This is a genomic window from Paenibacillus sp. sgz302115 (assembly GCF_056120445.1).
Map to the genome: position 1 here is coordinate 137,420 of NZ_JBVYOK010000001.1, position 24,143 is coordinate 161,562.

The following is a 24,143-nucleotide window of genomic DNA, read 5'->3' on the forward strand; positions in this document are numbered from 1 at the left end:
GTGATAGAAATCAGTGATGTGCATAAATTTTTCGGTTCGTTGCATGTATTGAAGGGTGTGAATCTCACCGTGGAGGACGGCAAGGTGCTGGTGATCATCGGTCCTTCTGGCTCCGGCAAAACAACACTGCTGCGCTGCTTCAACCTGCTGGAGCGGCCTGACCGGGGAAGCCTGAAGCTGGATGATTTGCAGCTTGAATTTGCACCTACTAGTAAAATCCCGCAGCGTTCGGTACTGGCGCTTCGTCAGAGGACAGGTATGGTCTTTCAATCGTACAACCTGTTCCCGCATATGACCGCACTTGGCAATGTGATGGAGGGTCAGGTTACGGTTCAGAAGCGCTCCAAGGCGGAGGCGCGTAAGCGGGGAATGGAGCTGCTGACCAAGGTTGGCCTGGCAGACAAGGGGAACGCCTATCCGCATCAATTGTCGGGAGGCCAGCAACAGCGGGTGGCCATTGCCCGGGCGATGGCGGTGGAGCCGGAGGTGCTGCTCTTTGATGAGCCAACCTCAGCGCTTGATCCCGAACTGGTAGGCGAAGTACTGAAGGTGATCAGGCAGCTTGCCGCCGAAGGCATGACGATGGTTATCGTCACCCATGAAATGAAATTTGCCGCAGATGTGGCGGACCAGATCATTATGATGGATAAAGGTGTCATTTTGGAGCAGGGCACGCCACAGCAGGTGCTGAAGCATCCAAGGAATCTGCGTGCCTTGCAGTTTTTGAACCGGTTAAGCGGTGAGGAAGAATAAAAACGGCAGTTCAGGCGGGGAATCCCGGCCCGGACTGCCGTTTTGATATTGGAGCTTTTGTCTAGATATTAGCTTTGCGGCGCTGTGCTGGTTTTCAGATATTCCAAAGCGTTGTACACCATAACAGCCGCTTCGGCGCGGGTGATTTCGCTTTTTGGATTAAATTTGCCGCTCGCATCCAGAGTGTTGATCTTGTACTTCAGTGAGCGCTGAACGCTTCCCTGGTAGGAGGGTTCAAGTGCATCCGCATCCTTGATCTCAACAGGAACAAGCTTGATCATCGGCAGATTGCCAACCTTCTCGATCCCTTGAATCAGCAGATTGGTGAACAATTCCTTGGTGATCGGCTTCGAAGGATCAATATCCGGAGCAATTTCGATGCCATTGTAGTGGACGTTGATGAAGGCATCCGCGTACCAGGCGTTGTCCTTTACTTTTGTGAAAATTCCGCTGGCTACAGGCGCTTTGGTGAAATCAATTGCTGCAAGGCTAAGCTGAAGGCCGCCGGAGATAAACTGTATGCCTTGAGCTGTTGTTACCTTGGCTCCGGGCAGGAACTGGGTATCGGAGATCCCTTTGATCAGGCCTTGCTCCTTCAGGGAGTTGATTTTGTCCTTGCCGGCTACGGTGTCAATGTCTTTGAAGCTGCTGTCAGCGGCAAAAATTTGCCCTGCTAGTGAGAATGAGAGAAGCGAAACGGTTGTAATTGCTGCAAAAACGCTTTTTTTGATCATCATCTGAATTCCACCTCTATCAGTAGGGTTAAGGCCGCTTGGCCTGTTCAATTCCCTTGACGGAGAAGAATATGGAAAGGTTGCAGACTCCTTCATATTTGTTCCACACGAATGTCTACATCGTTTCTTGAAACAGCAGGTTTCGGTAGAAATATTCACTGAATCTGGTTTGGAACAGCAGCGCCACTCCTTGCTCCTCTATGGTTACCGATTTCAGTGATTCAGCCTTAACCAGCTTACGGACCATACCCTCTATAGCTTTTATGTCCTTCCGGCGGATTGCGGCTGCGAAGCTTTTGGCGAAGGAGGGGCTTACAGCCAGCTTGCGGTACAGCGGGATCACTGCCTGGGCTATACTGCGGTGCGCCTTTGTATCAAACGTAAACTGCACCGAGCCCGGCAGGATTGTCGTTCCGTTCGTATAGTAATCAACCGGCGACGGAAAAGGAAAGGAGATGAAGTAGCCGATGCCGTTTGTTCCGAAATGCTCCACCTTGGCAAGTGCCGGAATGCGGGCGAGCAGCCTGCCCATCTCACCGAGATCAGAGGTAACGACAGCGGTTGTCCATTGCGAAGCGAAGCTGCGATTGCCGGCGATTTTCCGGTAAAAAGGCAGCATCCTCCAGGCGACCTGGCGCAGAACACGTCCAGTTACAAGAAGCTGGGGTTTCTTGAGGTTTACTTTTACCATCCGAACCATCCTCACTTTGTTAAATCATCTGTCTATTTAAAGTATGGAGCGGGGGCTTTGAACGGTTTGGGCGGATGCTTAATCTACAGGAATGCCAGGTGAATTTCTTTCAGATGGCGGCAAAACCGTTTCTTTTTGATGGCTGGTACTGAATTCCACGAAGGAATGTTATAATAAGGTCAGTGTACTTTTCTTTGGCGGGTATTTTTGTTATGCTTATATCGTAACGATTACTAATTAAATTCCAAGTCTGTGCTTCCTGAAAGGTGGGAAACTAAAGGTGAACCCAATTGCTAAGATCAGCCAGCAGTTCGCTGCGCAAAATTATAAATTGACCCCTCAGCGTGAGGCTATAGTCCAAGTCCTGCTTGATAACGAGCAAGACCATTTGAGCGTGGAAGAGGTATACATGCTGGTGAAAAGCAGCTATCCGCATCTTGGACTTGCGACGGTATACCGTACGCTGGAGCTGCTCTGTGAGCTTCATATTGTAGAAAAGATGAATTTCGGCGATGGCGTTGCCCGCTACGATCTGCGCGGTGATGACCATGCCCATATGCACCACCACCTGATCTGCAATGTCTGCGGCAGGCTGGAGGAAATCAAGGATGACTGGCTCCTTGAGCTTGAACGGCGGCTGGAGCGTGAGTACGGTTTTATCGTTACGGATCACCGTCTGGATTTCAAGGGTACTTACAATACATGCAAACGAAACGGCTGCAAAGGCGAAAAGGAATGCCAGGCAGTATCATGAGCAGGTCCCAATGCCCAGAAAAGTAGACCATGATGAGCGGCGCAACAGGCTGGCGGAAGCCGCATGGCGCATTATCCGCCGCGAAGGGCTGGAGGCCGCTTCTGTCCGGAATGTTGCAAGAGAAGCCGGAATGTCGCTTGGTTCGCTACGGCACTATTTCGCAAGCCAGTCTGATCTGCTGGCCTTCTCGATGAGGCTGGTGTCGGAGCGGGGATATAGCCGTATTGTAGGTTATCAGACCACAGGCAATCCCCGGAAGGATGTAGAGTGCCTGATTGGTGAGCTGATGCCGCTGGATGAGGAGCGCAGGGCCGAGGCGGAGGTTTGGCTGGCTTTTGTAGGCAGAGCGGTTACCGACCCGGAGATTCAGGCGCTGAAGCAGGAAGTGCATGATGGGCTGCATAAAGGGTTTCGCCAGATGATGGAGTATTTGAACACTGAACAGGTGTTAAGGAAAGGCCTGGACCTGGAACTCGAGATTAAGGTGCTCCACGGTCTGGTGGATGGTCTTGTACTGCATCATGTGATCCACCCGGAGCAGGTTACACCCGAAGATATCGTGAGGCTGGTCTCCTATCATTTGGACCGCCTGCTGGAATAGATAAGTTGAACTAAAGAAACATATAAAGGGCAGAAGTGACGGAGGGGAAGTTTGGAACTGGAGGAGCGAACGCGTCCGCCTTTGTATTCAGATGTTATCCGCTGAGCGATAATTATTAAACATCTGAATACAACAGCGGCCGGAAGTCCAAACATTCCCCGCAGTTACGACCAGACCCCAATATAAACAACCAAAGTTCAACTTATATTGCTGCAATCCAAACAACAAAACGGCATTTCAAGAGCCTGCGGCCAGCGCTCTGAAATGCCGTTTTCTATTCATTACATATTGATCGCTTATGGTCTTGACGGCACAAAGGATTTAATCCATGTTCCGAAGCTGCCCGGATTACGGGATTGCACCAGCACCACGCCTTCGCCACGGAAGCGGCAGACCAGAGCCTCACCGCTCGTTAAGCTGTTCAGCCAGCCGGAGGCGGCTTTTTCCACCTTGTAATTCATATAATCCGGCCAGGCCACCAGATGCCCGTTGTCGATAATCATTTCCTCGCCCGGCTCCAGGTTAATGGCATGGATGGCTCCGAACGAAGAGAGGAACACGGTCCCGCTGCCGCTGATCTCAATGATGAAGAAGCCTTCACCCGAGAACAGGCCGCGCGTCAGATTCTGCATCTTCGTATTGACTTGAATGCCGTGAGTACCGGCGAGAAAGCCGTCTTTTTGCACATATAGCTTGTACGACCCGTCCAGCTCAATCGCCTGAATGTCACCGATTGAACCGGGGGAGAGCAGCACCTCGCTTTGACCTCTGGTTGCCGTCAGCTCCTGGAAAAAAAATTTCTCCCCGCTGAGCATTCTGCCCAGACCCCGCATCAGTCCGCCGTCCACAGTGCCTCTAAGCTCAACGTTTGGCGACATGGCGACCATCGCCCCCATCTCCGCTTTGACACTCTCCCCCGGATTCAAATGCACCTTGAGCATTGCAAAAGCGCCTTCATATAAAATATCGTATTTCATTGATTCTCCTCCGCATCTGTTGAATTACAGCCTTTCCCAGTCCTTGTACACATCAAGGATACTGTAACCGGACCCGCAACTGCAAGCCGAGGGGAGCGCGGCAAATGATTATAATCAACTATACCGGGAAATAACTGCAGGAATATGTTAAAATTAAAATATCGGCGGGCTTCCGCAAGCCCTATGCCGATAAACTATATATTAAGGAGTGTTGCCGTCATGGCACGCACAAAAACGCAAAAAGCTTTGCTCAAAGCGGAACGCTCAGGCACCTGGTGCGCAGAACGTAACCGCAGAATGAATCAGGACTTTGGAGCAATTTCCCAGCATGAACGAATCACCCCTAGCAAACGCCAGCAACTGAATAAGGTCAAACACAAGGAGCGGATCTTCCAGGATGACGCTCCTTTTACATATCCAATCCCTAGATCTTCTCGCGGCTGTAAATGCGGTATTGCTTAGGAGACATCCCGAAGCGGCTCCGGAACACGCGGTGAAAATAAGTATAGTTCGCGAAGCCGCAGGTTTCGGAGACATGCTCCAGCGGCATAGGGCTGAAGGTGATTCTCTCCCGCGCCATCTCCAGCCTGACATCATTTACATACTTCACAATCGTGGTGCCAAAAGCCTCCTTGAACAGGTGAACCGCCCGCGAGACGGAAATATCCACATATCCGGCCACATCCTCAAGGCGGAAGGGGTATGCGGCATGCTCCTCTACATATTGCTTCATGCGGTAAGCCAGGTAGCCCTTGGCCGAAACCGCAGGCTGCTCAGACATCAGCCTGTCGATTTCCAGACAGAGAATCTGCAGATAACAAGCGGAAATTTCCGGTGAGGAGTCAGAAAGCCTCCGCTGCTCAAGCACAATTTGGCGGAACAGGCCAAGAAAATTCTCACTGTGGGGAACATGCAGAAGGGCAGGCCGCTGCTTGCGGGTCCACCACTCTTCAATCCACGGCCCTCCGCAAAAGATATGATAATCGCCGCTTTCGACCCGCGGCTTGCCCACCGGATGGCTTTCTTTGTCGATGCTCAGATAGTAGGGATCTTTTGGGCCAAACAGCATCAGATCGCCGTTCTCCACGCTCTGGACTATGCCGTCAATCATGGTCCGGCTGCGTCCTTCGGTCTGCAGGCGCAGGAGATAATACTGGACGCCTTCGCTGCGGGACATGTGGAACGGTTTGCGGTGAAATGAGAAGCCTGCGGAAAGCACATGGCAAAGTGAATTAGGTGTCATAGGTCCTCCTGGGCGGCGTAATATGTCTTTCAAAAGATAAGCAGATTGTTCATGTTTTAATCATATTATTCATTTTATTATATACGCTTTCATATTACTATGTACCTGAGCAAAAAACATATAAAAGATGTGGAGGAAGCTGTATTTCGGCTCTGATGGCCGGATAAACCAGTTTGTGGAAATGAGTGGATAGGTGAAGTGAATAAGGAGCATTCGGGAAGTGCAGCCCTTTTGTTCAGGTGAAATCAATTTAAACCCAGGTAGGAGTGAGATGAAGATGCTAAAGATAGGTTTGCAGCTATATACGCTGAGAGAAGAACTGGAACAGGATTTCGAAGGAACATTGCGCAAGGTGGCGGAGCTGGGATACAGCGGTGTGGAATTCTTTCACTTTTTTGGCCGCTCGGCAGAGGAAGTGAAGGCACTGCTTCAGGAAACGGGACTGGTTGCTCTCGGAGCACACCGTCCGTATGACGCCTTGCTGAATGATACAGAGCAGGAGATCAGCTATAACCTTGAAATAGGCAACCACAATCTGATTGTGCCTTATTTGACAGAAGAGCAGCGCAATTGGGAAGAGGTAGCAGCTAACCTGCGGGTTATTGGAGAGAAGTGCAAAGAACGCGGGGCTGTTCTTTCTTATCATAATCATGATTTTGAATTCACGGAGCATTTTGGCGGGCGCACCGCTTTTGACGGCATTTTCGAAGAAGTGCCTGCGGAGCTTCTGCAAGTGGAAATGGATACCTGCTGGGTGTATTACGGCGGCTATGATCCTGTGGCATACATCAACAAGTATGCAGGACGCCTGCCGATCATCCATCTGAAGGATATGAAGAAACGTGAAGACGGCTCGGCAGAGACGGTTGTGCTGGGCGAAGGGGAAGTGGATCTGGCCGCGATTGTGGAGGCCGCTGCAGCAGCGGGCGTGGAATGGGCGGTAGTGGAGCAGGATTATTGCAGCCGTTCGCCGCTTGAGAGCGTCACGGACAGCATGAAATGGGTTAAAACATACGCAAGCCAAGGAGGAAAAATTCATGTCTAACAAACTTAAAATTGCTATTATCGGTTGCGGTGGTATCGCAAACGGCAAACATATGCCAAGCTTGTCCCGGCAAAAAAATGCCGAAATGGTGGCATTCTGCGACATCATAGAGGAACGCGCACAGGAAGCGGCGAAAACTTATGGTACAGAAGATGCCGCTGTGTATACTGATTTCAGGGAGCTCTTGGCAGCAGGCGGATTTGACATTGTGCATGTATGTACTCCGAATGACAGTCACTCTGTGATTTCAGTAGCTGCACTTGAAGCAGGTAACCATGTATTGTGTGAAAAGCCTATGGCCAAGACTGCAGCGCAGGCTCAGGAAATGCTCGACGCTGCGCGCCGCACCGGCAAAAAGCTTTCCATCGCTTACCAGAACCGCTACCGTTCGGACAGTCAATACCTCAAGGGTCTGTGCGAAAGCGGAGAGCTTGGCGATATCTACTATGGCAAAGCGATTGCGCTGCGCCGCCGTGCCGTTCCAACCTGGGGTGTGTTTCTTGACGAAGAGAAGCAGGGCGGAGGCCCGCTTATTGACATCGGTACCCATGCGCTTGACCTGACCTTATGGCTGATGGATAACTACAAACCGCATATGGTTGTCGGTTCAACCTTCCACAAGCTGGGACAGCGGAAAAATGCAGCCAATGCTTTTGGCCCGTGGGACCCGGAACAATTCAAGGTAGAAGACTCCGCATTTGGCTACATCACTATGGAAAACGGAGCTACCATAACGCTGGAATCCAGCTGGGCGCTCAATGTATCCGAATTCGGAGAAGCTAAAACTTTGCTCGCAGGAACCGAAGGCGGCGCGGACATGAAGGACGGTCTACGTCTCAACGGCGAACGTGCCGGACACCTGTATGAAACCAAGGTTGACCTGTCCACCGGTGGTGTAGCCTTCTACAGCGGGGAAGCGGAAAATGAATCGGATCGTGAAGCCCGCCTGTGGCTGGAAGCGGTAAGTGAGGACAAAGAGCCGGTCGTTAAGCCGGAGCAGGCTTTGGTTGTAACACAAATTCTTGAAGCGATTTATGAGTCGGCACGTACGGGCCGCGCGGTATATTTTGACGGAAGTTCGGACAACTAAGGGATAGCTATACGAGCGAACTGGAAAAAATTAATAGGGGCGGAAGTAACGGAGGGGAAGTTTGGAACTGTAGGAGCGAACGCGTCCGCCTGAGAGCTTTCCGTAGGAAAGCTGGCATCGCAAGCATAAGCTGTCTACGGATTTCATCCGCTACAAGCGGTATAAATTAAGAAATCTGTAGACAACAGCGGCCGGAAGTCCAAACATTCCCCGCAGTTACGCCCAGCCCCTATTATGATGATTTTAGTTCAGCTTGTATAAGTCACATTGTTAGTAACAGGAGTGGAGACCATGAGTTCAGACAAACATTCCGTAGTCATCGTAGGCTACGGCGGAATGGGAAGTTATCACACACAACTGATTGAGGAGAACGGCCGCCTGAAGGTTGCCGGAACGTTCGATCTGCTGCAGGACCGCCGCAGCGCTTCCGAGGCGGCGGGATATCACGCTTATGCCAGCTATGAAGAGGTTCTGGCTGATCCGGGTGTTGAGATTGTATTAATCGCTACGCCGAATGATGTGCACAAGGACATTGCCATTTCGGCGTTCAGAGCAGGCAAGCATGTGATTTGCGAGAAGCCGGTGGCCTTATCCTCGGATGAGTTCACCGAGATGGCCAAGGCGGCAGAGGAAGCCGGACGTGTGCTGATGGTTCATCAGAACCGGCGGTGGGATGAGGATTTCCGGATCATTAAGGAAATGTATGACAAGGGGACAATTGGCCCGTTGTTCCAGCTTGAGTCGCGCGTGCATGGCGCCAACGGCATTCCCGGTGACTGGCGGCATGTAAAAGAGCAGGGCGGCGGCATGCTGCTGGATTGGGGCGTACATCTGCTGGATCAGCTCCTGTTCATGATTGACAGCAAGGTTGCCAGCGTAAGCAGCAATCTGAGCTTCATTCTCGGTAATAAAGTGGATGATGGATTTGATGCGGTTCTGCAATTTGAGAATGGGATTAAGGCGGTTGTTGAGGTAGGCACTACCAACTTCATTACACTGCCAAGATGGTATGTGAAGGGTACAGAAGGAACAGCGATTATCGAAGACTGGTCCTTGACGGGAAGAATTGTCGCCCGCAACCATGAGAGCGAGAGACTAGAGCCAACTCCGATCCGTGCCGGAGTCGGCCTGACCAAGACGATGGCCCCTCCTTCGGAAGGGTCAACGATCACCGAGGCGCTTCCGCCGGCAGCGGAGCTGTCCTCCAGCTTCTACGACAACTTCACGGACGTCATTGAAGGCACGGCAGAGCCTATCGTCAAGAATACCGAGGTGCTGCGTGTGCTGAAGCTGATCGAAGCTATTTTCGCGGCTGCGGAAACGAACCAGACCATCAAGGATTTCGACATATACGGAAAATGACCGATATAAAACGAACTTAAATTAACCATAAAAGGTAGGAGTGCGGAGGGGAAGTTTGGAACTGTAGGAGCGAACGCGTCCGCCTTTGTATTCAGATGTTATCCGCTAAGCGATATAATAAAAAACATCTGAATACAACAGCGGCCGGAAGTCCAAACATTCCCCGCAGTTACGACCAGACCCTAATATGAAAATCAATACAATTATCCACGAAAGGCGGCAGGGATATGAAGCTTGGTGTATTTATGGTACTATTCGGGGGTCGCAAGCTGGAGGATGCGCTGGATTATGTGGCATCCAAAGGGCTGAAGGCTGTAGAAATCGGCACTGGAGGCAATCCGGGGAACAGCCATTGTGATCCCAAGCTGCTGCTGGAGAATGAGACGGCGCTGAAGGAATTTAAAGCTGCGGTGGAATCGCGCGGCCTTATGATCAGTGCGCTCAGCTGCCACGGCAATCCGCTGCATCCGCAGAAGGAGTTTGCCCGCAAGGATCATGAGGATTTCGTCAACTCCGTCAAATTGGCACAGAAGCTGGGAGTTCCCGTTGTGAACACCTTCTCCGGCTGTCCGGGCGATCATGAGGGAGCAAAATATCCGAACTGGCCGGTAGCTCCTTGGCCGAATGACTATCAGGAGATTCTGGCCTGGCAGTGGGAAAACAAGGTGATTCCGTATTGGAGCGAATGGGGTGCTTTTGCTGCCGAGCATGGGGTCAAGATCGGCCTTGAGCTGCATGGAGGCTTCTCTGTGCATACGCCGGCTACCCTGCTCCGTCTGAGAGAAGCGGCAGGGGAAGTGATCGGCGCGAACCTGGATCCGAGCCATATGTGGTGGCAGGGCATTGATCCGGTACAGGCGATTCACATTCTTGGCCGCCAAGGCGCCATTCATCATTTTCATGCCAAGGATACCGTCATTGATCCGGTGAATGTGAACAAGTACGGCTTGACAGATATGCAGCCTTATACGAATATGCTGGACCGCGCCTGGCAGTTCCGCTCGGTCGGCTTCGGCCATGATGTGAAGGTCTGGGCAGACATTATCAGCGCGCTCCGTCTGGTCGGTTACGACTATGTTGTCAGCATTGAGCATGAGGATGGCTTGATGTCCGTTGAAGAAGGCTTCTCCAAAGCCGTGAACAATCTGCGCCAGGTGCTGATTGAAGAACCTCTTGCCGAAATGTGGTGGGTCTAAAGCATGGAGAGCTTTACTAAAGTCAAATTAACAGATTCGCAGCTAAGTACTTTAGTAGCAAGCACCTTTGGGACGGAGACGGCCATAATCAGCAGCACAGAGCTGACCGGGGGATTTTTTAATACAGCCTATGATCTTGAATTGAATAACGGCCGGCATGTCATTCTAAAGGTTGCCCCTGCAGCGGAGACAGAGACCTTAAGCTATGAAAAGAACATTATGCACGCTGAAGTGGAAGCTCTTCGCATGGTGCTGGCCGCAGGAACTGTTCCCGTTCCTGCCGTGTACAGCTTTGATGATAGCTGCGAGCTGATTCCGTGCCCGTTTTTTTTCATGGAAAAGGTTGAAGGCCAGCCCTACTCTGATGTGAGGGAAAGCCTCTCAGACGAACAAAGAGCTTCTATAGAGCACGAAGTGGGCCGTTATCAGCGTTTGATCAATGAGATCAAGGGTGACAGGTTTGGCCTGTTCGTTCAGCCTGACGGGGAGACAGGTGCGGGCTGGCGTGAGACATTTACGGCTATGATGGATAGTGTATTTGCTGATGCTGAACGGCTGCAAGCCGTGTTGCCGGCTTCGATTGATTCGATTAAGCGGAATCTTGAGAAGTACCTCCCTGCGCTTGAAGAAGTGACCGAGCCCCGGCTGGTACATTGGGATTTATGGAATGGCAATATTTTTGTCAAAGACGGAGTTGTCGTCTCGATCATTGATTGGGAGCGGGCCATGTGGGGAGATGTGCTGCTGGAGTATTATTTCCGGCATTTTGAGAACTCGCAGGCTTTTTTTGAGGGGTATGGGGCCAGATTTAACAGTCCTAATGAGCAGCTTCGCATCAAGCTGTATGATCTGTACCTGGATCTGATTCTGGTTGTTGAATGTTACTCCCGGCAATACAAAGACGAGAATCATGTGCGCTGGGCGTTCGATAATCTGACAGAGACCTTGAAGACTTTTGATGGTAATATAGAAACAACCGTATAGCAAATCAGGCGGCCGATTCTCTGTGGAGACTCCGGCCTTCTTGCCTGTATAGACAATGGAGGTAATGTTCCTGGAAAGCGCAACAAAAAGCAAACTGACTTCTGAGCAGCAGGACCTGATCGTTAAGTCCGCTTTTGGAAGCGGGGTAACCATCTTACAGCGGAAGGAGCTGACCGGCGGATATTTTAACGCTGCGTATGACTTGCTCCTCTCGGATGGCAGAGAGACGATTCTCAAGGTTGCTCCGTCAGATGATACTGAAATTTTGAGCTATGAGCGTAATATTATGACGGCGGAGGTTGACCTGCTGCGGCTGATTCGTTCCAAAGGAACAGTGCCGGTCCCCAAAGTGTATATCTACGATAACAGCCGGACTGTAATTCCGTTCGACTTTTTTTTCATGGAGAAGGTCAGGGGCGAGCCTTACAGTGATCTCAAGGATACCTTGACACCTGAAGCGAGAGCGGCGATTGAGTCTGAGCTGGGCCGGTATAACCGGTTCATTAATGAAATACGCGGAAAGCGTTTTGGCATGTATGGTGCGCCTTCTCATAGCTCGGATGATTCCTGGCGTGATACCTTCGGCCGTCTGGTCACAGCTCTGCTCGATGATGCACAGCGTCTGGATGCGCCGCTTCCGATCCCGAGAGAGACGATTGAGGCGGAGATTGCTAAGCTGCTGCCCGCACTCGATGCTGTGACAGAGCCGCGTCTGGTGCACTGGGATTTATGGGATGGGAATGTGTTCGTGCGTGATGGCCGGATTGTTGCCCTGATTGATTGGGAGCGAGCGCTCTGGGGCGACCATCTTATGGAATATTACTTCCGTTATGTTGAGGATACAAGGCACTTCTGCCGCGGCTATGGCGGGGGCTTTGACAGCCCGAACGAGACCGCCCGCAAAAAGCTGTACGACCTGTACATTGACCTGATTTACTTCATCGAATGTTATTCGCGCAAGTACGACAGTGAAGGGCATTTGGAATGGGCTCACGGCAATTTGCTGGAGGGCTGGCAGAGGTTCATGAGCGTTTAGCTTTTATGGGTAGCAGGGACCATTACTAACAATACATGTACAGAATTGTTACTAAATATGGTTGTTTTCAGAAAAATCTTGACGTAAGCGCATAAACATAGATAAAATAATACTTATTGCTTGTTTGCGTACTGAGAATCGTTATCACAATTTGAAAAGAAGCAGAGAGGGTGACAGAATGGAGCGCCTTTTAGAGGTAAAGGACCTGGCTATATCATTCAGAACACGCGGAGGCGAAGTACAAGCAATCCGTGGTGTCAGCTTTCATGTAAATAAAGGAGAGACTCTGGCAATTGTAGGTGAATCCGGTTCCGGCAAGAGCGTAACCTCCCAGGCCGTAATGAAGCTGGTTCCCCAGCCGATGGGTCAATACAAACGCGGACAGATTCTGTTCGAAGGTCAAGACCTGATTAACAAAAACGAGAAGCAAATGCAAAAGATCCGCGGTAAAGAAATCGGGATGATCTTCCAAGATCCGATGACCTCGCTGAATCCGATGATGAAGGTCGGCAAACAAATTACAGAAGTGCTCTTCAAGCATGAGAACATGTCCAAAGATGCCGCATACAATCGTGCTATTGAGCTGCTTGGCCTGGTGGGAATCCCTTCACCGGAGCGGCGTTTTCAGCAGTATCCGCATGAGTTCAGCGGCGGGATGCGCCAGCGTGTTGTTATTGCCATGGCGCTTGCAGCCAACCCTAAGCTGCTGATTGCCGATGAGCCGACAACCGCGCTTGATGTGACGATTCAGGCGCAAATTCTGGATCTGATGAAGGATCTGCAGAAGAAAATTGATACCTCGATTATTTTCATCACCCATGATCTCGGGGTTGTAGCAAGAATGGCAGACCGTGTAGCTGTTATGTATGCCGGACAAATTGTCGAAATGGGTACGGCTGAAGAAATTTTCTATGATCCAAGACATCCGTATACTTGGGGTTTGCTAGCTTCCATGCCAAGTCTCGAAAGCAAGGGCTCCATGCTTACAGCGATTCCCGGAACACCTCCCGATCTGATCAAACCTCCGAAGGGGGATGCCTTTGCACTTCGCAGCACTTACGCCATGAAGATTGATATGGAGAAAGAGCCGCCAATGTACAAGGTATCTGATTCGCATCTGGTGAAATCCTGGCTGATGCACCCGATGGCGCCGGCGGTAGAACCGCCTGCAGTGGTGAAGAAGCAGCATCGTGAACTGAAGAACAATTATCCTCAACCGATTTTGGTTGAAAACTCCAGCGAATATTAATTTGGAGCTGCAGGAGTATTGCAGATGAATCAGCGTCAGGCCGTTAAGTCGGCTTGGCGCTTTTTTGCGCGGAATGGGGTTTTATGTTTAAGTAAATATGAAACAAAACTAATATATCTAAATAAAAGTATTGACTATTTCAGCTTTTCGCAGCAAAATGTAAGGGTATACATAGGAGGCTGGAGAATGAAAAAACGAACGTTAACCGCAGCGCTATCCTTATCCTTATTAACAGCGTGCAGCAGTAGTAGTGTCCCGGAGTTTAATAATGTATCCGTACATGATCCATCGGTGATCAAGGTGGATGATACGTATTATGTATTCGGCTCCCACCTGGCTTCGGCCAAATCCAAGGACCTGATGGACTGGAAGCAGATTTCTTCAGGAGTAGAGGATGGGAATGTGCTTATTCCTAATGTTACCGAGGAATTAAGCGCTACGCTGAACTGGGCTCAGACCGATACCTTGTGGGCGCCGGATGTCATTCAACTTGCGGACGGGAAATTCTATATGTATTATAATGCCTGCCGCGGAGATTCGCCGTTGTCGGCAATGGGCATTGCCGTGTCCAGCAAGATTGAAGGACCCTACAAGGACCTGGGAATAATTCTAAAGTCCGGAATGGCTGGCGTTGGTAATGACGGAGAGAGGTACGACGCCACCATGAAGCCGAATGTGGTGGACCCTAATGTGTTTTTTGATAAGGACGGCAAGCTGTGGATGGTCTACGGGTCTTACTCCGGGGGGATCTTCATTATGGAGCTGGATGCCGCGACTGGCTTTCCGCTGCCGGACCAGGGGTATGGCAAGAAGCTGCTGGGCGCCAACCATGCCCGGATTGAAGGACCGTATATGCTGTACAGCCCTGAAACGGATTACTATTATCTCTTTCTGTCCTACGGAGGGCTGGATGCGAAGGGAGGCTATAATATCCGTGTAGCCCGTTCGAAAAATCCGGACGGTCCATTCGAAGATTCTGAAGGCAAAGCAATGCTTGATGCGCAAGGAACAAAGGGAGTGCTGTTCGATGATAAGGCCTACTCGCCTTACGGGGTGAAGCTGCTGGGCAATTTCGAATTCCTGAATACGGATGGCGAACCGGCAGCAATTGGAGCTGGTTATGTCTCTCCCGGCCATAATTCGGCATATTATGATGAGAAGAGCGGGAATTATTATTTAATTTTCCATACCCGCTTCCCCGGAAGGGGAGAGGAGCATGAGGTGCGCGTGCATCAGATGTTCATGAACAAGGACGGCTGGCCGGTTGTTGCTCCACACCGCTACAGCGGCGAGAAGATTGGAAAGTACACAGCCGATGACATCATCGGAGAGTACAAGCTTGTAAATCATGGCAAGGAGATCACAGCGAAGATTGCTCAATCACAGCTCATTGAGCTAACTGCTGACGGGAAGATAACGGGAGCGGCAACGGGAACCTGGAAGCTCAGCGATGCCCATAACGCAGAACTGACGATAGATGGCGCTGTGTACAGCGGTGTTTTCCTGCGGGAATGGAATGAGGCTACGGGCAGCCAGGTGATGACGTTCACGGCGGTGTCTGAAGGAGGCATTTCCATTTGGGGAAGTCATGTATCGGTTGAGAAAAAATAACAGCTAGTCGCGCAGCCCATTATTGAGTACGGAATGTACGTTATATGCCTCCAGATTATCGCGATGAGCGGTAATCTGGAGGTTTTTTGTTGTTATTCCTCCTCATATTTCCGCAGGACAATAACTGCGTTGTGGCCTCCGAAGCCAAAAGAATTGGATATCCCGATATTCAGGCTGGCGGTACGGGCAACATTTGGCACATAGTCCAGATCACAAAGCTCATCAGCCTCTTCCAGATTGATGGTAGGCGGGATGATGCCGTTCTGGATGCTTTTGACCAGTGCGATGGCCTCCAGGCCGCCGGCTGCGCCAAAAGCATGTCCGGTCATCGACTTGTTCGCTGTCACAGGGATACGGTAGGCCTCTTCACCGAACAGCTTTTTGATCGCCATCGTCTCCGAGCGGTCTCCGACCACAGTGCTGGTCGCATGGGCACTGATCACATCCACTTCTGCGGGCTTGATGCCAGCCTCGTTCAGCGCCAGCTTCATCGCCTGATAAGCTCCGATTCCTTCTGGATGTGAAGCCACCATATGATAGGCATCCGAGGTTGCGCCATAACCGATCACTTCGCCGTAAATGACGGCGTTTCTGCGCAAGGCATGAGAGAGTGACTCCAGTATAACTATGCCTGCGCCTTCACCGATGACGAACCCGTCGCGGCTGACATCAAAAGGACGGCTCGCCTTATCCGGCTCATCGTTGCGCGTGGATAATGCCGTCGCATTTCCGAAGCTGGCCAGCGCAATTTCGGAAATCGCAGCCTCTGCACCTCCGGCAAGGATAACATCGGCGCCGCCGTAGCGGATCAGCCGGAAGGCTTCGCCAATCGCTGTATTGCCTATTGAGCAGGCAGTAACCGGAGATAGAGCCGGCCCTAGCGCCCCCAGCTTAATGCTAATCATTGCTGACGCCATATTGGAGATGAGCATCGGAATGAGGGTTGGGCTGATTCTCTCCGGTCCGCGCTCCCGCAGCAAATCCCCCTGCTCCATTAGCGTCTGAATGCCACCAACACCGGAGCCTACATATACGCCCAGCCGCTCGCGGTCAATTTTGCTGTGCTGCAGCCCGGAATGCTCCCAGGCCTCTTCTGCGGCAGCCAGTGCGAACTGGCTGAAGCGGTCCATCCGCCGCGCCTCCTTGCGGCCGAATCTCGCCTCGGGATCGAAGTCCCGCACGGCTCCGGCAATTTTGGTCTTGAAATGTGCTGTATCAAATGAAGTGATTGGCGAAATGCCCGATTCACCGGCAGCCAGGCGGCTCCAGAACTGCTCCACAGAATTTCCAAGCGGCGAAATGAGGCCCATACCGGTAATAACTACGCGTTCCATAAGCATCCTCCTAAAAGTTTTTGATATAAGTTGAACTTTAGATTTTCTGGTTTTTACGTTCATCTTAAATAGCTTCGAAAGCAAATCCCCTGCACGGGGTATGCCTGTATTTTTCCATGGATCTTATCCTATTACAAGTTGTCATTTATCATAGTATAATTACTACTATTCTCAGCATAGGATAAAGAAGAGGGGTTAACATCATGTCCAATCAAACGCGGCTTCAAGCACTATCGGATTTCTTGAAATCACGGCGTGCGGCCATATCTCCCGCCTCCGTGGGACTGCCTGAGGGCACACGCAGAAGAACCCCGGGGCTGCGCCGGGAAGAGGTTGCGCAGCTCGCAGGAGTGAGCAATACATGGTATACATGGCTGGAGCAGGGCAGGGATATAAAGGTATCGCCATCGGTGCTGGATTGCATCGCTGCGGCTCTGCAGCTGACCAAGGATGAACGGAGCTATTTGTTTGCATTAGCATTGGAGAACAGCGCTGGAGCGGCCGCTTATCCGCAAGAGGAGCCATCTGTTATCAGTCCGTCCTTACAAAAAATTTTGCATGAGCTTACCACCTGTCCCACCATCATTTCAGACCGCCGCTGCGGTATTGTGGGCTGGAACGAGGCGGCGGCGCATGTGTTTCTGAACTTCGCCAAGCTGGCGCCGGAGGAACGTAATATGATTGCATTATTATTCGCCCGCAAGGAATTTAAGCGGCTGGCGGTGAACTGGCAGCAGTTCGTCAGAGGTTATTTAGCCATCTTCCGTGCCTATTACGGGCAGTATGTGGAGGACCGCTGGTATGATGATTTCATCGCGGATATGAAGGGGCAGCATCCGGAGTTCAATGCGCTGTGGGAAGAGAGCCAGGTCAGTTCAGCCCCCGATGTGGTGCTCGAATTCCGTCATGCCAAGGCGGGGAAAATGCTGTTTCATCTGACCTCGCTCCAGGTCCAGGGCAGCACTGATCTGCGTTGCAGCATTTATACGCCTGCCGGGGATTCTAACACGGAAGCCAAGCTAAAACAGCTTATGGAGCAGCATGTGCTGGAGTGATGATAAAATTATTTTATGAATTCATAAAAAACTATAAATATGCAATGTAACATTTGGCGTTTATACTCCTAATATGATGTTAACTTTTTGAACCGGAAAAGGAGCAAACAAACAATGGCAAAAGTGACCGGATTGGAAGGCGTAGTGGCAGGGGAGACAGATATCGGTTTGGTGGATGGCGAGAGGGGCTATCTGGTATACCGGGGGTATTGGGCCAAAGAGCTGGCAGTGACCCGCAGCTACGAGGAAGTAGCTCATTTACTGTGGAATGGGCATCTGCCGTCAGCGGAAGAACTGGAGCTGCTCAAGCAAGAAATGGCTGCAGCGCGGACAATGCCGGAATATCTCTGCCGGATGATTGACCTGCTGCCAGCATCGGTGCCGCTGATGCTGGTGCTGCAAAGCGCAGTAGCTGCCTTGGGGGAAGGCAACACAGCCTGGCCGCCTACACAGAAGCAGGGGATGAGACTGACGTCGGTTCTGCCGACCATTATTGCCTACAGATATCGTAAGCTGAACGGATTAACACCTGTGGAACCGTTATCAGAGCTTGGGCACGCCGCCAATTACTTATATATGCTGACTGGCGAAATTCCTACAGATGCCCATGTGAAGGCTCTCAGTGCGTATATGATCCTCTGCATGGAGCATGGCATGAATGCTTCAACCTTCGCCGCCCGTGTGATTCTCTCCACCGAATCGGATATGTGTGCGGCGGTAAGCGGGGCTATTGGGGCCATGAAAGGCCCGCTGCATGGCGGAGCCCCTTATGAGGTTATCTCCATGCTGGAGGATATTGGAACGAAGGAACGTGCGGAACCGTGGCTCCGCCATGCGCTGAACAGCGGAACGAAAATCATGGGGTTCGGACACCGGATTTACAAAACCAAAGATCCACGCGCCGAAGCGCTGCAGATTGCCACTCAAGAGATGATTGGCAATGATGCTTCCTTCGACCTGGCTCTTCATGTGGAGGCAACTGCGATCCGTCTGCTTGATGAATATAAGCCTGGACGCCGGCTGTTCACCAATGTTGAATTTTATGCCGCCGCTATCCTGCGCGCGCTTCATCTTGCACCAGAGATTTTCACACCAACCTTCACTGCCGGAAGAATCGTCGGCTGGACATCGCATATTATGGAACAAGCAGAGAACAACCGGATTTTCCGTCCGCAATCGGTCTATACCGGACCGATGCCTGAAGCGGAGTTTTAAGAATCATTTGCTATGTAAGCTCGGACATATAGAAAACATCCCCGGCCGCTTAGCAGCCGGGGATGTTTGAACAGGGAATGATAATGAGAGAGTATGAGGGGATACTCTAGCTCATTTATTAGAAATCCGATATTGCAATTTCAATCGTACCGAATACGGCGCCTGCAGTTGTGGCTTGCAGAGCAGCAACGAGCAATCTATTAACAGAAAGTGTGAGGCTGTTCAGCGCCGGAATGCTATAAGTGACGGCTGGAGCATCCACAAGAGTAAGCAGCAAATTCACCGGGAAAGCGGAGTTGTTGTTTACTGTGACAGCGGCGTTGATGCCCCTCTTTTCGTTTGATAGAATAGTGTATTCGTTAAATCTATTATTGCTTGACGAATGCCTTGGGAGTAGACAGAAGCTCCAAACAGCTTGTAATATGTTACACTGAGAACAACTCAGTTAATAGTAAGGAGAATGACGATGATCAAGCTGGTTTCCTGGAATGTCAACGGGTTAAGGGCATGTGTAGGCAAAGGCTTCAATGAATATTTCAAAGAAACTGCTGCGGACATCTTCTGTGTGCAGGAGACGAAGCTTCAGGAAGGGCAGATTGCTCTGGAGCTGGGAGAAGAATACGAACAGTATTGGAATTATGCGATCAAAAAAGGCTATTCAGGAACAGCGGTTTTTACCAGAATCAAGCCGCTCTCCGTAAGATACGGTATGGAAGAGAACTCGGAGCCTGAGGGCCGGATGATTACTTTGGAGTTCAATGAATTTTACCTTGTCACTGTGTATACTCCAAATGCCAAACGCGACTTATCCAGGCTGGACTATAGAATGGAATGGGAGGACCGGTTCCGCAGCTACCTGCAGGAGCTGGACAAGCATAAACCGGTGCTGGTCTGCGGGGATCTCAATGTCGCCCATCAGGAGATTGACATCAAGAATGCCAAATCTAACCGGGGAAATTCGGGATTTACCGATGAAGAACGCGGGAAAATGACACTTCTGCTGGAATCCGGTTTCATTGATACCTTCAGACATTTCCACCCCGATCAGGAAGGGGCCTATAGCTGGTGGTCTAATATGCCCAAGGTGAGAGAGCGTAATGTTGGCTGGCGCATTGACTATTTTCTCGCTTCCTCCCGTCTTGCACCGAGTTTATCCAAGGCGGCAATAGATTCCAGCATACTTGGCAGCGATCATTGTCCGGTAGTTTTGGAACTGGAAGCTTAACAGGAATAATTGCTATTACAGTGGATACAAATAGAGGCCATATCATCCCGGTGCTTGGGAGATATGGCCTTTGACTTGCAGTCTGCATTCAATAGATTATTCCAGATGGCCCACTAGAATTATTGTCTGATCTTCCGGTGGAAAGGAAACATTAAATTGCTGTGAAACCACAATAGTAGACTCTTCAACAGCTATTTCCAGCGTGATGCAGAAAGCAGTTTCTACAAACCGCAGGGTCAGCAACAGCTTATTCTCCTGTGTCCAGGTAAAGCTGGACATGATCAGTTTGACTGTATTGTCCAAAATTGTGGCGGAGCTTGTAGCCCATTTACCACGGCCCAAGGTAACAGTCTGCTCGCCGAACATACCGTATAGCGTCAATATTGCTTCAGTGTCGCTGAACGCGATCGCAAAGGTATCCAGCTTATTCATATTTTCTTCCAGCTTATATATTTGTCCACTGAGTATCTTCTCCAACTCTGATGACCGCTGCTCATCTGGGGGATTAAGGCTCAGACTGCCAAGCTGATCTGCAAGAGCTGCCGCTGCCGGGTTGTCTGGAAGAGTCTCAGGCTCAGATTTCATGGCAGGCAGAAGATGATCCCATACGGCATCCATGATTCTCTGCATATTGTTTGTTCCGCTTGTGATGGCAACTACCGCATCCTGCTGTGGCATAACCATGCATAGCTGTCCAAAAGCTCCATCAGCACGGTACGCATCATGACGGCATTGCCAGAACTGATAACCATAGCCCTGAGACCATTCACTGCTGCTGGCATCTGGGCTTCCGTCTCCATTCTCGATTTGCTTGGAGGTTGCTGCGGCGATCCATTCCTTAGGCAGGATTTGCTTGTTATTCCACATGCCTTGCTGTAGATAGAGCTGGCCAAATTTTGCAATCTCCTCCGTGGTCACACTTAACCCGTAGCCTCCGACATTGATTCCCCGCGGACAGGACTCCCAGGTGGGGCTCTTGATACCAAGCGGAGCAAATAAGCGTGGCTCCAGATATTCCAGCAGCGTGAGACCGCTTACTTTTTGCAAAATGGCAGCGAGCATGTAAGTGGCACCGGTATTGTAGAGGAACAGAGACCCGGGTATTTTTTCAACAGGGAGTTCCAGAAAGGCTCTGACCCAATTTCCATCCGCGCTGCGCTGCATGTCCATTGTAGTATCGAAGGTATGGCCGGTTCCCATCATGAGCAGGTGGCTGATGTTCATTTCCGCCAGATTTGGGGAGATGTCTGATGGAGCCTCGTCAGGGAAGAAGGAGACTACTTTGTCATCCAGTGATAACAGGCGCTCTGAGACGGCGAAACCAATTGCCGTGGACGTGAAGCTTTTGCTAAGTGAAAAGAGTGTATGTGGCAGCTCTGGCTTGTAGGGCGACCACCAGCCTTCCGCTACAACATTGCGGTGACGCAGCAGCATGAGGCTATGCAGCTCGATGTTTTGTTCCTCAATGGCGTTTAGAAAAGCGGATATTGCACTTGAGGGTACTCCTTGCGCTTCTGGAAAGCTTCGTGGCAATTGACTTGCTGTACTGACGGTTCCCATATCTACATCTCCCTAAATTTATTGGGGCGAGTCCTCTGCTTAGCGTGTGATTGCGTTTGTTAATAGATATGTAGTTTGAGAGGATACGGCCTTATAGATTTCATTATACGTTCAGGTCTTATAAAAAGAAATTTCTCCGCACAAGGCGGAACTAAGATCATGCGGAGTTTGCCAAAGTATCCGAGCCTGAACTGTGCGGCATTTCCGGCCAGGTGATTACGCTGCGGGTCCGGCTTAACCTTTCATAGACCAACTGCGGGTTCCGCTTGAAAATTCGGATGATTAAGTGGAAGAGAAAAACAAAATCTATTAAGAGAGCCAGACCGCGCAAGTCGGCCGGCCACAAGATTCCGCCAATCAGAATTCCATACAGCAAGATGTATCTCACCACAAGCTCCCCTAGACGGCTGCGTCCCTCTAGTCCGCTTATGCGAATGCGTACGATCCATTTTCCCAGTGTCCGCCCGCCGGTCAACCAGGGGAGCAGCACGAAATACACGGCGGTTGTTATCCAGTAGGCACCTTGCACTGACCACAAATTGAGCGCCAGAGCGACAGGCATCCAGACCATCGCATCCAGCATAAAAGCAATGCCCCGGCGCGTATACGTGACTCTTTTGGCGGATAGATCCACCTTGCTGTCAAGCTGTTCGATGCGCGGCAGCAGCCCCGACACCCACAGCGCAATTCTGTACCCAACAATGCCGCCCAGTGTGTTGGTAATCAAATCATCGACATCAAAGATACGGTAAGGATAATCGAAAAATCCATAGATTCCCGTAATCTGTGTAACCTCAAAACAAAGGGATAGCGCGAAGGACAGCAAAATGCAAACTACCCATCGGGTGCGGAAATAGTAGCCCAGGAACAAGCCAAAGGGGACCATAAGGGCCACATTGAACGCTGCCTGCAGAAAAGCCGGGTCGCTAAATAGCTTCAGATACGATGAAGGATCATTTGCCTTCAAGGCGGTGTTTTGTTTGATTTCCTGAATGAACTGCAAAGGAATGTGCTGAATCATTGAGCCTGTAGGCGGTGCGTTATGCCGTGAAGAAGGCATTGGCAGCATAATAAGAAAGAATGCGTTGAGCAAATAGAGCAGCAGCAGATAAAGCACCAGTGCTCTGACCTTGTTGATATAACCATGCCGCCGATATTGCACAATGAGAAAGGGGAGCGTGAAGAGCAGCGCCGCCAGCGGAAAAAACATAAATGCGTGAGAGATAGGAAAAAGATAAGGTTGAAGCATGATCCACCTGCCGTGTGTAAGTTAGTAGTGAGTTGCTCACCACCAAACCATCAGTAATCCTGAATCAGCTTCATGGAGAGCCCTCCACTCATTTGACGTTCTTCACTGCCCTTATCCCTGCAAACATGTGAAATAGAATGTGAATATTAAGGAATTGACGGGCTAATCCGGCATACATATGTCTGGAGAGGAGCGTGAAGCCGCATGGAGAAAAAGGTGCAGCAGTATTATAAGCTCAAAGGAAAGCAGAAGGAGATTGAGAAGGAACTGGCCGACCTTCGCCAGGATATCTTGGACTATTGCTTGGAAAAGGGGGAAGCGGACAGTGAAATAGGCGCTTACAGAGTGAAGCTCGTCACACAGAACCGCAAGGAATACGATGACGACAAACTGTATCAAACCTTATCCGATCCGGAGGTATGGCGGCTGCTCTCCCGGGCGGACCCGGCCAAAATCGCCAGCCTGACCAAGCTTAATATCCTCCAGGAAGACAAACTTGCTCATACTTATACCTTGAAGACTGTCACTCTATTGCAGGTGGATAAAAAATAGAACCGAGACAGCTTCATATACTTTTTTCATATTTGTCTCACAAAATTCCCGTATCCAATTGTTATGCTTAAATCACTTCAAAGGAAGAGGTGGTATTAAGATGAATAACAAATGGACAAGAAAAGCAATCGCAGTACTGGCAGTAGTGAGTGTGTTGGGAGGCTCTACAAGCGCATTCGCGGCAACGGCTCCGGCCAAATCGGCAGTTACATCTAAGGTAACCGCACCGGCTGTGAAGCACACGGCAGTGGTTAAATCCACAACAGCAAAGGCACCAGCGAAAGCAGTAGTGAAGACTCCTGCAAAAGTAGCAGTAAAAACAACAGCAAAAACCACAGCAAAGGCACCAGCGAAAGCAGTAGTGAAGACTCCTGCAAAAGCAGCAGTAAAAACACCAGCAAAAACCACAGCAAAGGCACCAGCGAAAGCAGTAGTGAAGACTCCTGCAAAAGCAGCAGTAAAAACACCAGCAAAAGCACCAGCAAAAGCACCAGCGAAAACAACAGCAAAGACTCCAGCAAAAGCGCCAGCAAAAACAACAGTGAAGACTCCAGCAAAACCTAAGAAGAAATAAGCACTATATCTTTTGCACTTAAAACAGGTTAACTAACTTCACAGCTATTCTTT

At 50.5% G+C, this 24,143-nt stretch carries 24 protein-coding genes; 17 read left to right on the plus strand and 7 right to left on the minus strand.

Going from position 1 to position 24,143, the window contains the following annotated elements:
• The gene (locus tag AC0LWN_RS00615; protein WP_474662729.1) at window positions 1-753 is read left to right on the plus strand and encodes an amino acid ABC transporter ATP-binding protein; all 753 of its coding nucleotides are present in this window, start codon (window positions 1-3) and stop codon (window positions 751-753) included.
• 68 nt (window positions 754-821) lie between these two features.
• On the opposite strand, the gene AC0LWN_RS00620 is transcribed toward AC0LWN_RS00615, so the two are convergent.
• A complete protein-coding gene (locus AC0LWN_RS00620) occupies window positions 822-1,490 on the minus strand; it encodes an S-layer homology domain-containing protein (RefSeq protein ID WP_474662730.1) in 669 nt (222 codons plus the stop codon).
• A 112-nt stretch (window positions 1,491-1,602) separates the two neighbouring features.
• Window positions 1,603-2,178 (minus strand): hypothetical protein, encoded by a 576-nt coding sequence (locus tag AC0LWN_RS00625; protein WP_474662731.1) that lies wholly within the window; start codon window positions 2,176-2,178, stop codon window positions 1,603-1,605.
• Between the two features lie 280 nt (window positions 2,179-2,458).
• Between AC0LWN_RS00625 and fur the strand changes: the two genes are divergently transcribed.
• Window positions 2,459-2,932 carry a ferric iron uptake transcriptional regulator gene (fur, locus tag AC0LWN_RS00630; RefSeq protein WP_474662732.1) on the plus strand — a complete coding sequence of 158 codons (474 nt, stop codon included), beginning with the start codon at window positions 2,459-2,461 and terminating at the stop codon, window positions 2,930-2,932.
• Window positions 2,933-2,942: 10 nt separating this feature from the next.
• Window positions 2,943-3,533: a TetR/AcrR family transcriptional regulator gene (locus tag AC0LWN_RS00635; protein ID WP_474662733.1), complete on the plus strand. Its 591-nt coding sequence runs from the start codon at window positions 2,943-2,945 to the stop codon at window positions 3,531-3,533.
• A 296-nt stretch (window positions 3,534-3,829) separates the two neighbouring features.
• Here AC0LWN_RS00635 and AC0LWN_RS00640 read toward each other — a convergent pair whose 3' ends face one another.
• Window positions 3,830-4,510 carry a TIGR00266 family protein gene (locus tag AC0LWN_RS00640; protein ID WP_458965724.1) on the minus strand — a complete coding sequence of 227 codons (681 nt, stop codon included), beginning with the start codon at window positions 4,508-4,510 and terminating at the stop codon, window positions 3,830-3,832.
• 219 nt (window positions 4,511-4,729) lie between these two features.
• Between AC0LWN_RS00640 and AC0LWN_RS32815 the strand changes: the two genes are divergently transcribed.
• Window positions 4,730-4,972 (plus strand): hypothetical protein, encoded by a 243-nt coding sequence (locus AC0LWN_RS32815; RefSeq protein ID WP_488656661.1) that lies wholly within the window; start codon window positions 4,730-4,732, stop codon window positions 4,970-4,972.
• On the opposite strand, the gene AC0LWN_RS00645 is transcribed toward AC0LWN_RS32815, so the two are convergent.
• Window positions 4,935-5,753 carry an AraC family transcriptional regulator gene (locus tag AC0LWN_RS00645; RefSeq protein ID WP_474662734.1) on the minus strand — a complete coding sequence of 273 codons (819 nt, stop codon included), beginning with the start codon at window positions 5,751-5,753 and terminating at the stop codon, window positions 4,935-4,937. The two genes, AC0LWN_RS32815 and AC0LWN_RS00645, sit on opposite strands and share 38 nt — an antisense overlap.
• 277 nt (window positions 5,754-6,030) lie before the next feature.
• Here AC0LWN_RS00645 and AC0LWN_RS00650 point away from each other — a divergent pair, with 277 nt between their 5' ends.
• The 8 genes from AC0LWN_RS00650 (at window position 6,031) to abnB (ending at window position 15,326) form a co-directional block, all read left to right on the plus strand.
• Entirely contained in the window at window positions 6,031-6,798 is a 768-nt protein-coding gene (locus tag AC0LWN_RS00650; protein ID WP_474662735.1) for a sugar phosphate isomerase/epimerase family protein, read from the plus strand.
• Complete coding sequence (locus AC0LWN_RS00655; RefSeq protein WP_458965721.1) at window positions 6,791-7,888, plus strand: Gfo/Idh/MocA family protein; 1,098 nt, start codon at window positions 6,791-6,793, stop codon at window positions 7,886-7,888. Before AC0LWN_RS00650 ends, AC0LWN_RS00655 begins: the two co-directional genes overlap by 8 nt.
• Window positions 7,889-8,179: 291 nt before the next feature.
• Window positions 8,180-9,250, plus strand: coding sequence for a Gfo/Idh/MocA family protein (locus tag AC0LWN_RS00660; RefSeq protein ID WP_474662736.1), 1,071 nt, complete (start codon window positions 8,180-8,182; stop codon window positions 9,248-9,250).
• 227 nt (window positions 9,251-9,477) lie between these two features.
• On the plus strand, window positions 9,478-10,446 hold the full coding sequence (locus AC0LWN_RS00665) for a sugar phosphate isomerase/epimerase family protein (RefSeq protein WP_474662737.1): 969 nt from the start codon (window positions 9,478-9,480) through the stop codon (window positions 10,444-10,446).
• A 3-nt stretch (window positions 10,447-10,449) separates the two neighbouring features.
• Window positions 10,450-11,430, plus strand: coding sequence for a phosphotransferase family protein (locus AC0LWN_RS00670; protein ID WP_474662738.1), 981 nt, complete (start codon window positions 10,450-10,452; stop codon window positions 11,428-11,430).
• A gap of 64 nt (window positions 11,431-11,494) precedes the next feature.
• Complete coding sequence (locus tag AC0LWN_RS00675; protein ID WP_474662739.1) at window positions 11,495-12,466, plus strand: phosphotransferase family protein; 972 nt, start codon at window positions 11,495-11,497, stop codon at window positions 12,464-12,466.
• Window positions 12,467-12,644: 178 nt separating this feature from the next.
• A complete protein-coding gene (locus AC0LWN_RS00680) occupies window positions 12,645-13,715 on the plus strand; it encodes an ABC transporter ATP-binding protein (protein WP_474662740.1) in 1,071 nt (356 codons plus the stop codon).
• A gap of 186 nt (window positions 13,716-13,901) precedes the next feature.
• Window positions 13,902-15,326, plus strand: coding sequence for an arabinan endo-1,5-alpha-L-arabinosidase AbnB (gene abnB / locus AC0LWN_RS00685; RefSeq protein ID WP_474662741.1), 1,425 nt, complete (start codon window positions 13,902-13,904; stop codon window positions 15,324-15,326).
• 92 nt (window positions 15,327-15,418) lie between these two features.
• Here abnB and fabF read toward each other — a convergent pair whose 3' ends face one another.
• Complete coding sequence (gene fabF, locus AC0LWN_RS00690) at window positions 15,419-16,660, minus strand: beta-ketoacyl-ACP synthase II (RefSeq protein WP_474662742.1); 1,242 nt, start codon at window positions 16,658-16,660, stop codon at window positions 15,419-15,421.
• Window positions 16,661-16,863: 203 nt separating this feature from the next.
• Between fabF and AC0LWN_RS00695 the strand changes: the two genes are divergently transcribed.
• From AC0LWN_RS00695 to AC0LWN_RS00705, 3 genes are all read left to right on the plus strand, one after another.
• On the plus strand, window positions 16,864-17,715 hold the full coding sequence (locus AC0LWN_RS00695) for a helix-turn-helix transcriptional regulator (protein ID WP_458965713.1): 852 nt from the start codon (window positions 16,864-16,866) through the stop codon (window positions 17,713-17,715).
• A 114-nt stretch (window positions 17,716-17,829) separates the two neighbouring features.
• The gene (locus AC0LWN_RS00700; protein ID WP_474662743.1) at window positions 17,830-18,930 is read left to right on the plus strand and encodes a citrate synthase; all 1,101 of its coding nucleotides are present in this window, start codon (window positions 17,830-17,832) and stop codon (window positions 18,928-18,930) included.
• Window positions 18,931-19,399: 469 nt separating this feature from the next.
• Entirely contained in the window at window positions 19,400-20,155 is a 756-nt protein-coding gene (locus AC0LWN_RS00705) for an exodeoxyribonuclease III (RefSeq protein WP_474663540.1), read from the plus strand.
• Window positions 20,156-20,251: 96 nt separating this feature from the next.
• Here AC0LWN_RS00705 and AC0LWN_RS00710 read toward each other — a convergent pair whose 3' ends face one another.
• Window positions 20,252-21,715, minus strand: a complete 1,464-nt coding sequence (locus AC0LWN_RS00710) for a serine hydrolase domain-containing protein (protein WP_474662744.1) — start codon at window positions 21,713-21,715, stop codon at window positions 20,252-20,254.
• Window positions 21,716-21,872: 157 nt separating this feature from the next.
• Window positions 21,873-22,964 (minus strand): VanZ family protein, encoded by a 1,092-nt coding sequence (locus AC0LWN_RS00715; protein WP_474662745.1) that lies wholly within the window; start codon window positions 22,962-22,964, stop codon window positions 21,873-21,875.
• Window positions 22,965-23,168: 204 nt separating this feature from the next.
• Here AC0LWN_RS00715 and AC0LWN_RS00720 point away from each other — a divergent pair, with 204 nt between their 5' ends.
• Together AC0LWN_RS00720 and AC0LWN_RS00725 are read left to right on the plus strand one after the other, a co-directional pair.
• A complete protein-coding gene (locus AC0LWN_RS00720; protein WP_474662746.1) occupies window positions 23,169-23,516 on the plus strand; it encodes a hypothetical protein in 348 nt (115 codons plus the stop codon).
• A gap of 100 nt (window positions 23,517-23,616) precedes the next feature.
• Entirely contained in the window at window positions 23,617-24,090 is a 474-nt protein-coding gene (locus AC0LWN_RS00725; protein ID WP_474662747.1) for a hypothetical protein, read from the plus strand.
• Window positions 24,091-24,143: the final 53 nt, after the last annotated feature.

What these genes read in the sequence shown, in the direction of transcription:
- AC0LWN_RS00645 (WP_474662734.1), bottom strand. Translation starts at nt 5,753, where the DNA reads ATGACACCTAATTCACTTTGCCATGTGCTTTCCGCAGGCTTCTCATTT.
- AC0LWN_RS00640 (WP_458965724.1), bottom strand. Translation starts at nt 4,510, where the DNA reads ATGAAATACGATATTTTATATGAAGGCGCTTTTGCAATGCTCAAGGTG.
- AC0LWN_RS00680 (WP_474662740.1), top strand. Translation starts at nt 12,645, where the DNA reads ATGGAGCGCCTTTTAGAGGTAAAGGACCTGGCTATATCATTCAGAACA.
- AC0LWN_RS00675 (WP_474662739.1), top strand. Translation starts at nt 11,495, where the DNA reads ATGTTCCTGGAAAGCGCAACAAAAAGCAAACTGACTTCTGAGCAGCAG.
- AC0LWN_RS32815 (WP_488656661.1), top strand. Translation starts at nt 4,730, where the DNA reads ATGGCACGCACAAAAACGCAAAAAGCTTTGCTCAAAGCGGAACGCTCA.
- AC0LWN_RS00720 (WP_474662746.1), top strand. Translation starts at nt 23,169, where the DNA reads ATGGAGAAAAAGGTGCAGCAGTATTATAAGCTCAAAGGAAAGCAGAAG.
- AC0LWN_RS00665 (WP_474662737.1), top strand. Translation starts at nt 9,478, where the DNA reads ATGAAGCTTGGTGTATTTATGGTACTATTCGGGGGTCGCAAGCTGGAG.
- AC0LWN_RS00695 (WP_458965713.1), top strand. Translation starts at nt 16,864, where the DNA reads ATGTCCAATCAAACGCGGCTTCAAGCACTATCGGATTTCTTGAAATCA.
- fabF (WP_474662742.1), bottom strand. Translation starts at nt 16,660, where the DNA reads ATGGAACGCGTAGTTATTACCGGTATGGGCCTCATTTCGCCGCTTGGA.
- AC0LWN_RS00620 (WP_474662730.1), bottom strand. Translation starts at nt 1,490, where the DNA reads ATGATGATCAAAAAAAGCGTTTTTGCAGCAATTACAACCGTTTCGCTT.
- AC0LWN_RS00725 (WP_474662747.1), top strand. Translation starts at nt 23,617, where the DNA reads ATGAATAACAAATGGACAAGAAAAGCAATCGCAGTACTGGCAGTAGTG.
- AC0LWN_RS00635 (WP_474662733.1), top strand. Translation starts at nt 2,943, where the DNA reads ATGCCCAGAAAAGTAGACCATGATGAGCGGCGCAACAGGCTGGCGGAA.
- AC0LWN_RS00655 (WP_458965721.1), top strand. Translation starts at nt 6,791, where the DNA reads ATGTCTAACAAACTTAAAATTGCTATTATCGGTTGCGGTGGTATCGCA.
- AC0LWN_RS00660 (WP_474662736.1), top strand. Translation starts at nt 8,180, where the DNA reads ATGAGTTCAGACAAACATTCCGTAGTCATCGTAGGCTACGGCGGAATG.
- AC0LWN_RS00715 (WP_474662745.1), bottom strand. Translation starts at nt 22,964, where the DNA reads ATGCTTCAACCTTATCTTTTTCCTATCTCTCACGCATTTATGTTTTTT.
- AC0LWN_RS00670 (WP_474662738.1), top strand. Translation starts at nt 10,450, where the DNA reads ATGGAGAGCTTTACTAAAGTCAAATTAACAGATTCGCAGCTAAGTACT.
- AC0LWN_RS00625 (WP_474662731.1), bottom strand. Translation starts at nt 2,178, where the DNA reads ATGGTAAAAGTAAACCTCAAGAAACCCCAGCTTCTTGTAACTGGACGT.
- AC0LWN_RS00700 (WP_474662743.1), top strand. Translation starts at nt 17,830, where the DNA reads ATGGCAAAAGTGACCGGATTGGAAGGCGTAGTGGCAGGGGAGACAGAT.
- AC0LWN_RS00710 (WP_474662744.1), bottom strand. Translation starts at nt 21,715, where the DNA reads ATGGGAACCGTCAGTACAGCAAGTCAATTGCCACGAAGCTTTCCAGAA.
- AC0LWN_RS00650 (WP_474662735.1), top strand. Translation starts at nt 6,031, where the DNA reads ATGCTAAAGATAGGTTTGCAGCTATATACGCTGAGAGAAGAACTGGAA.
- abnB (WP_474662741.1), top strand. Translation starts at nt 13,902, where the DNA reads ATGAAAAAACGAACGTTAACCGCAGCGCTATCCTTATCCTTATTAACA.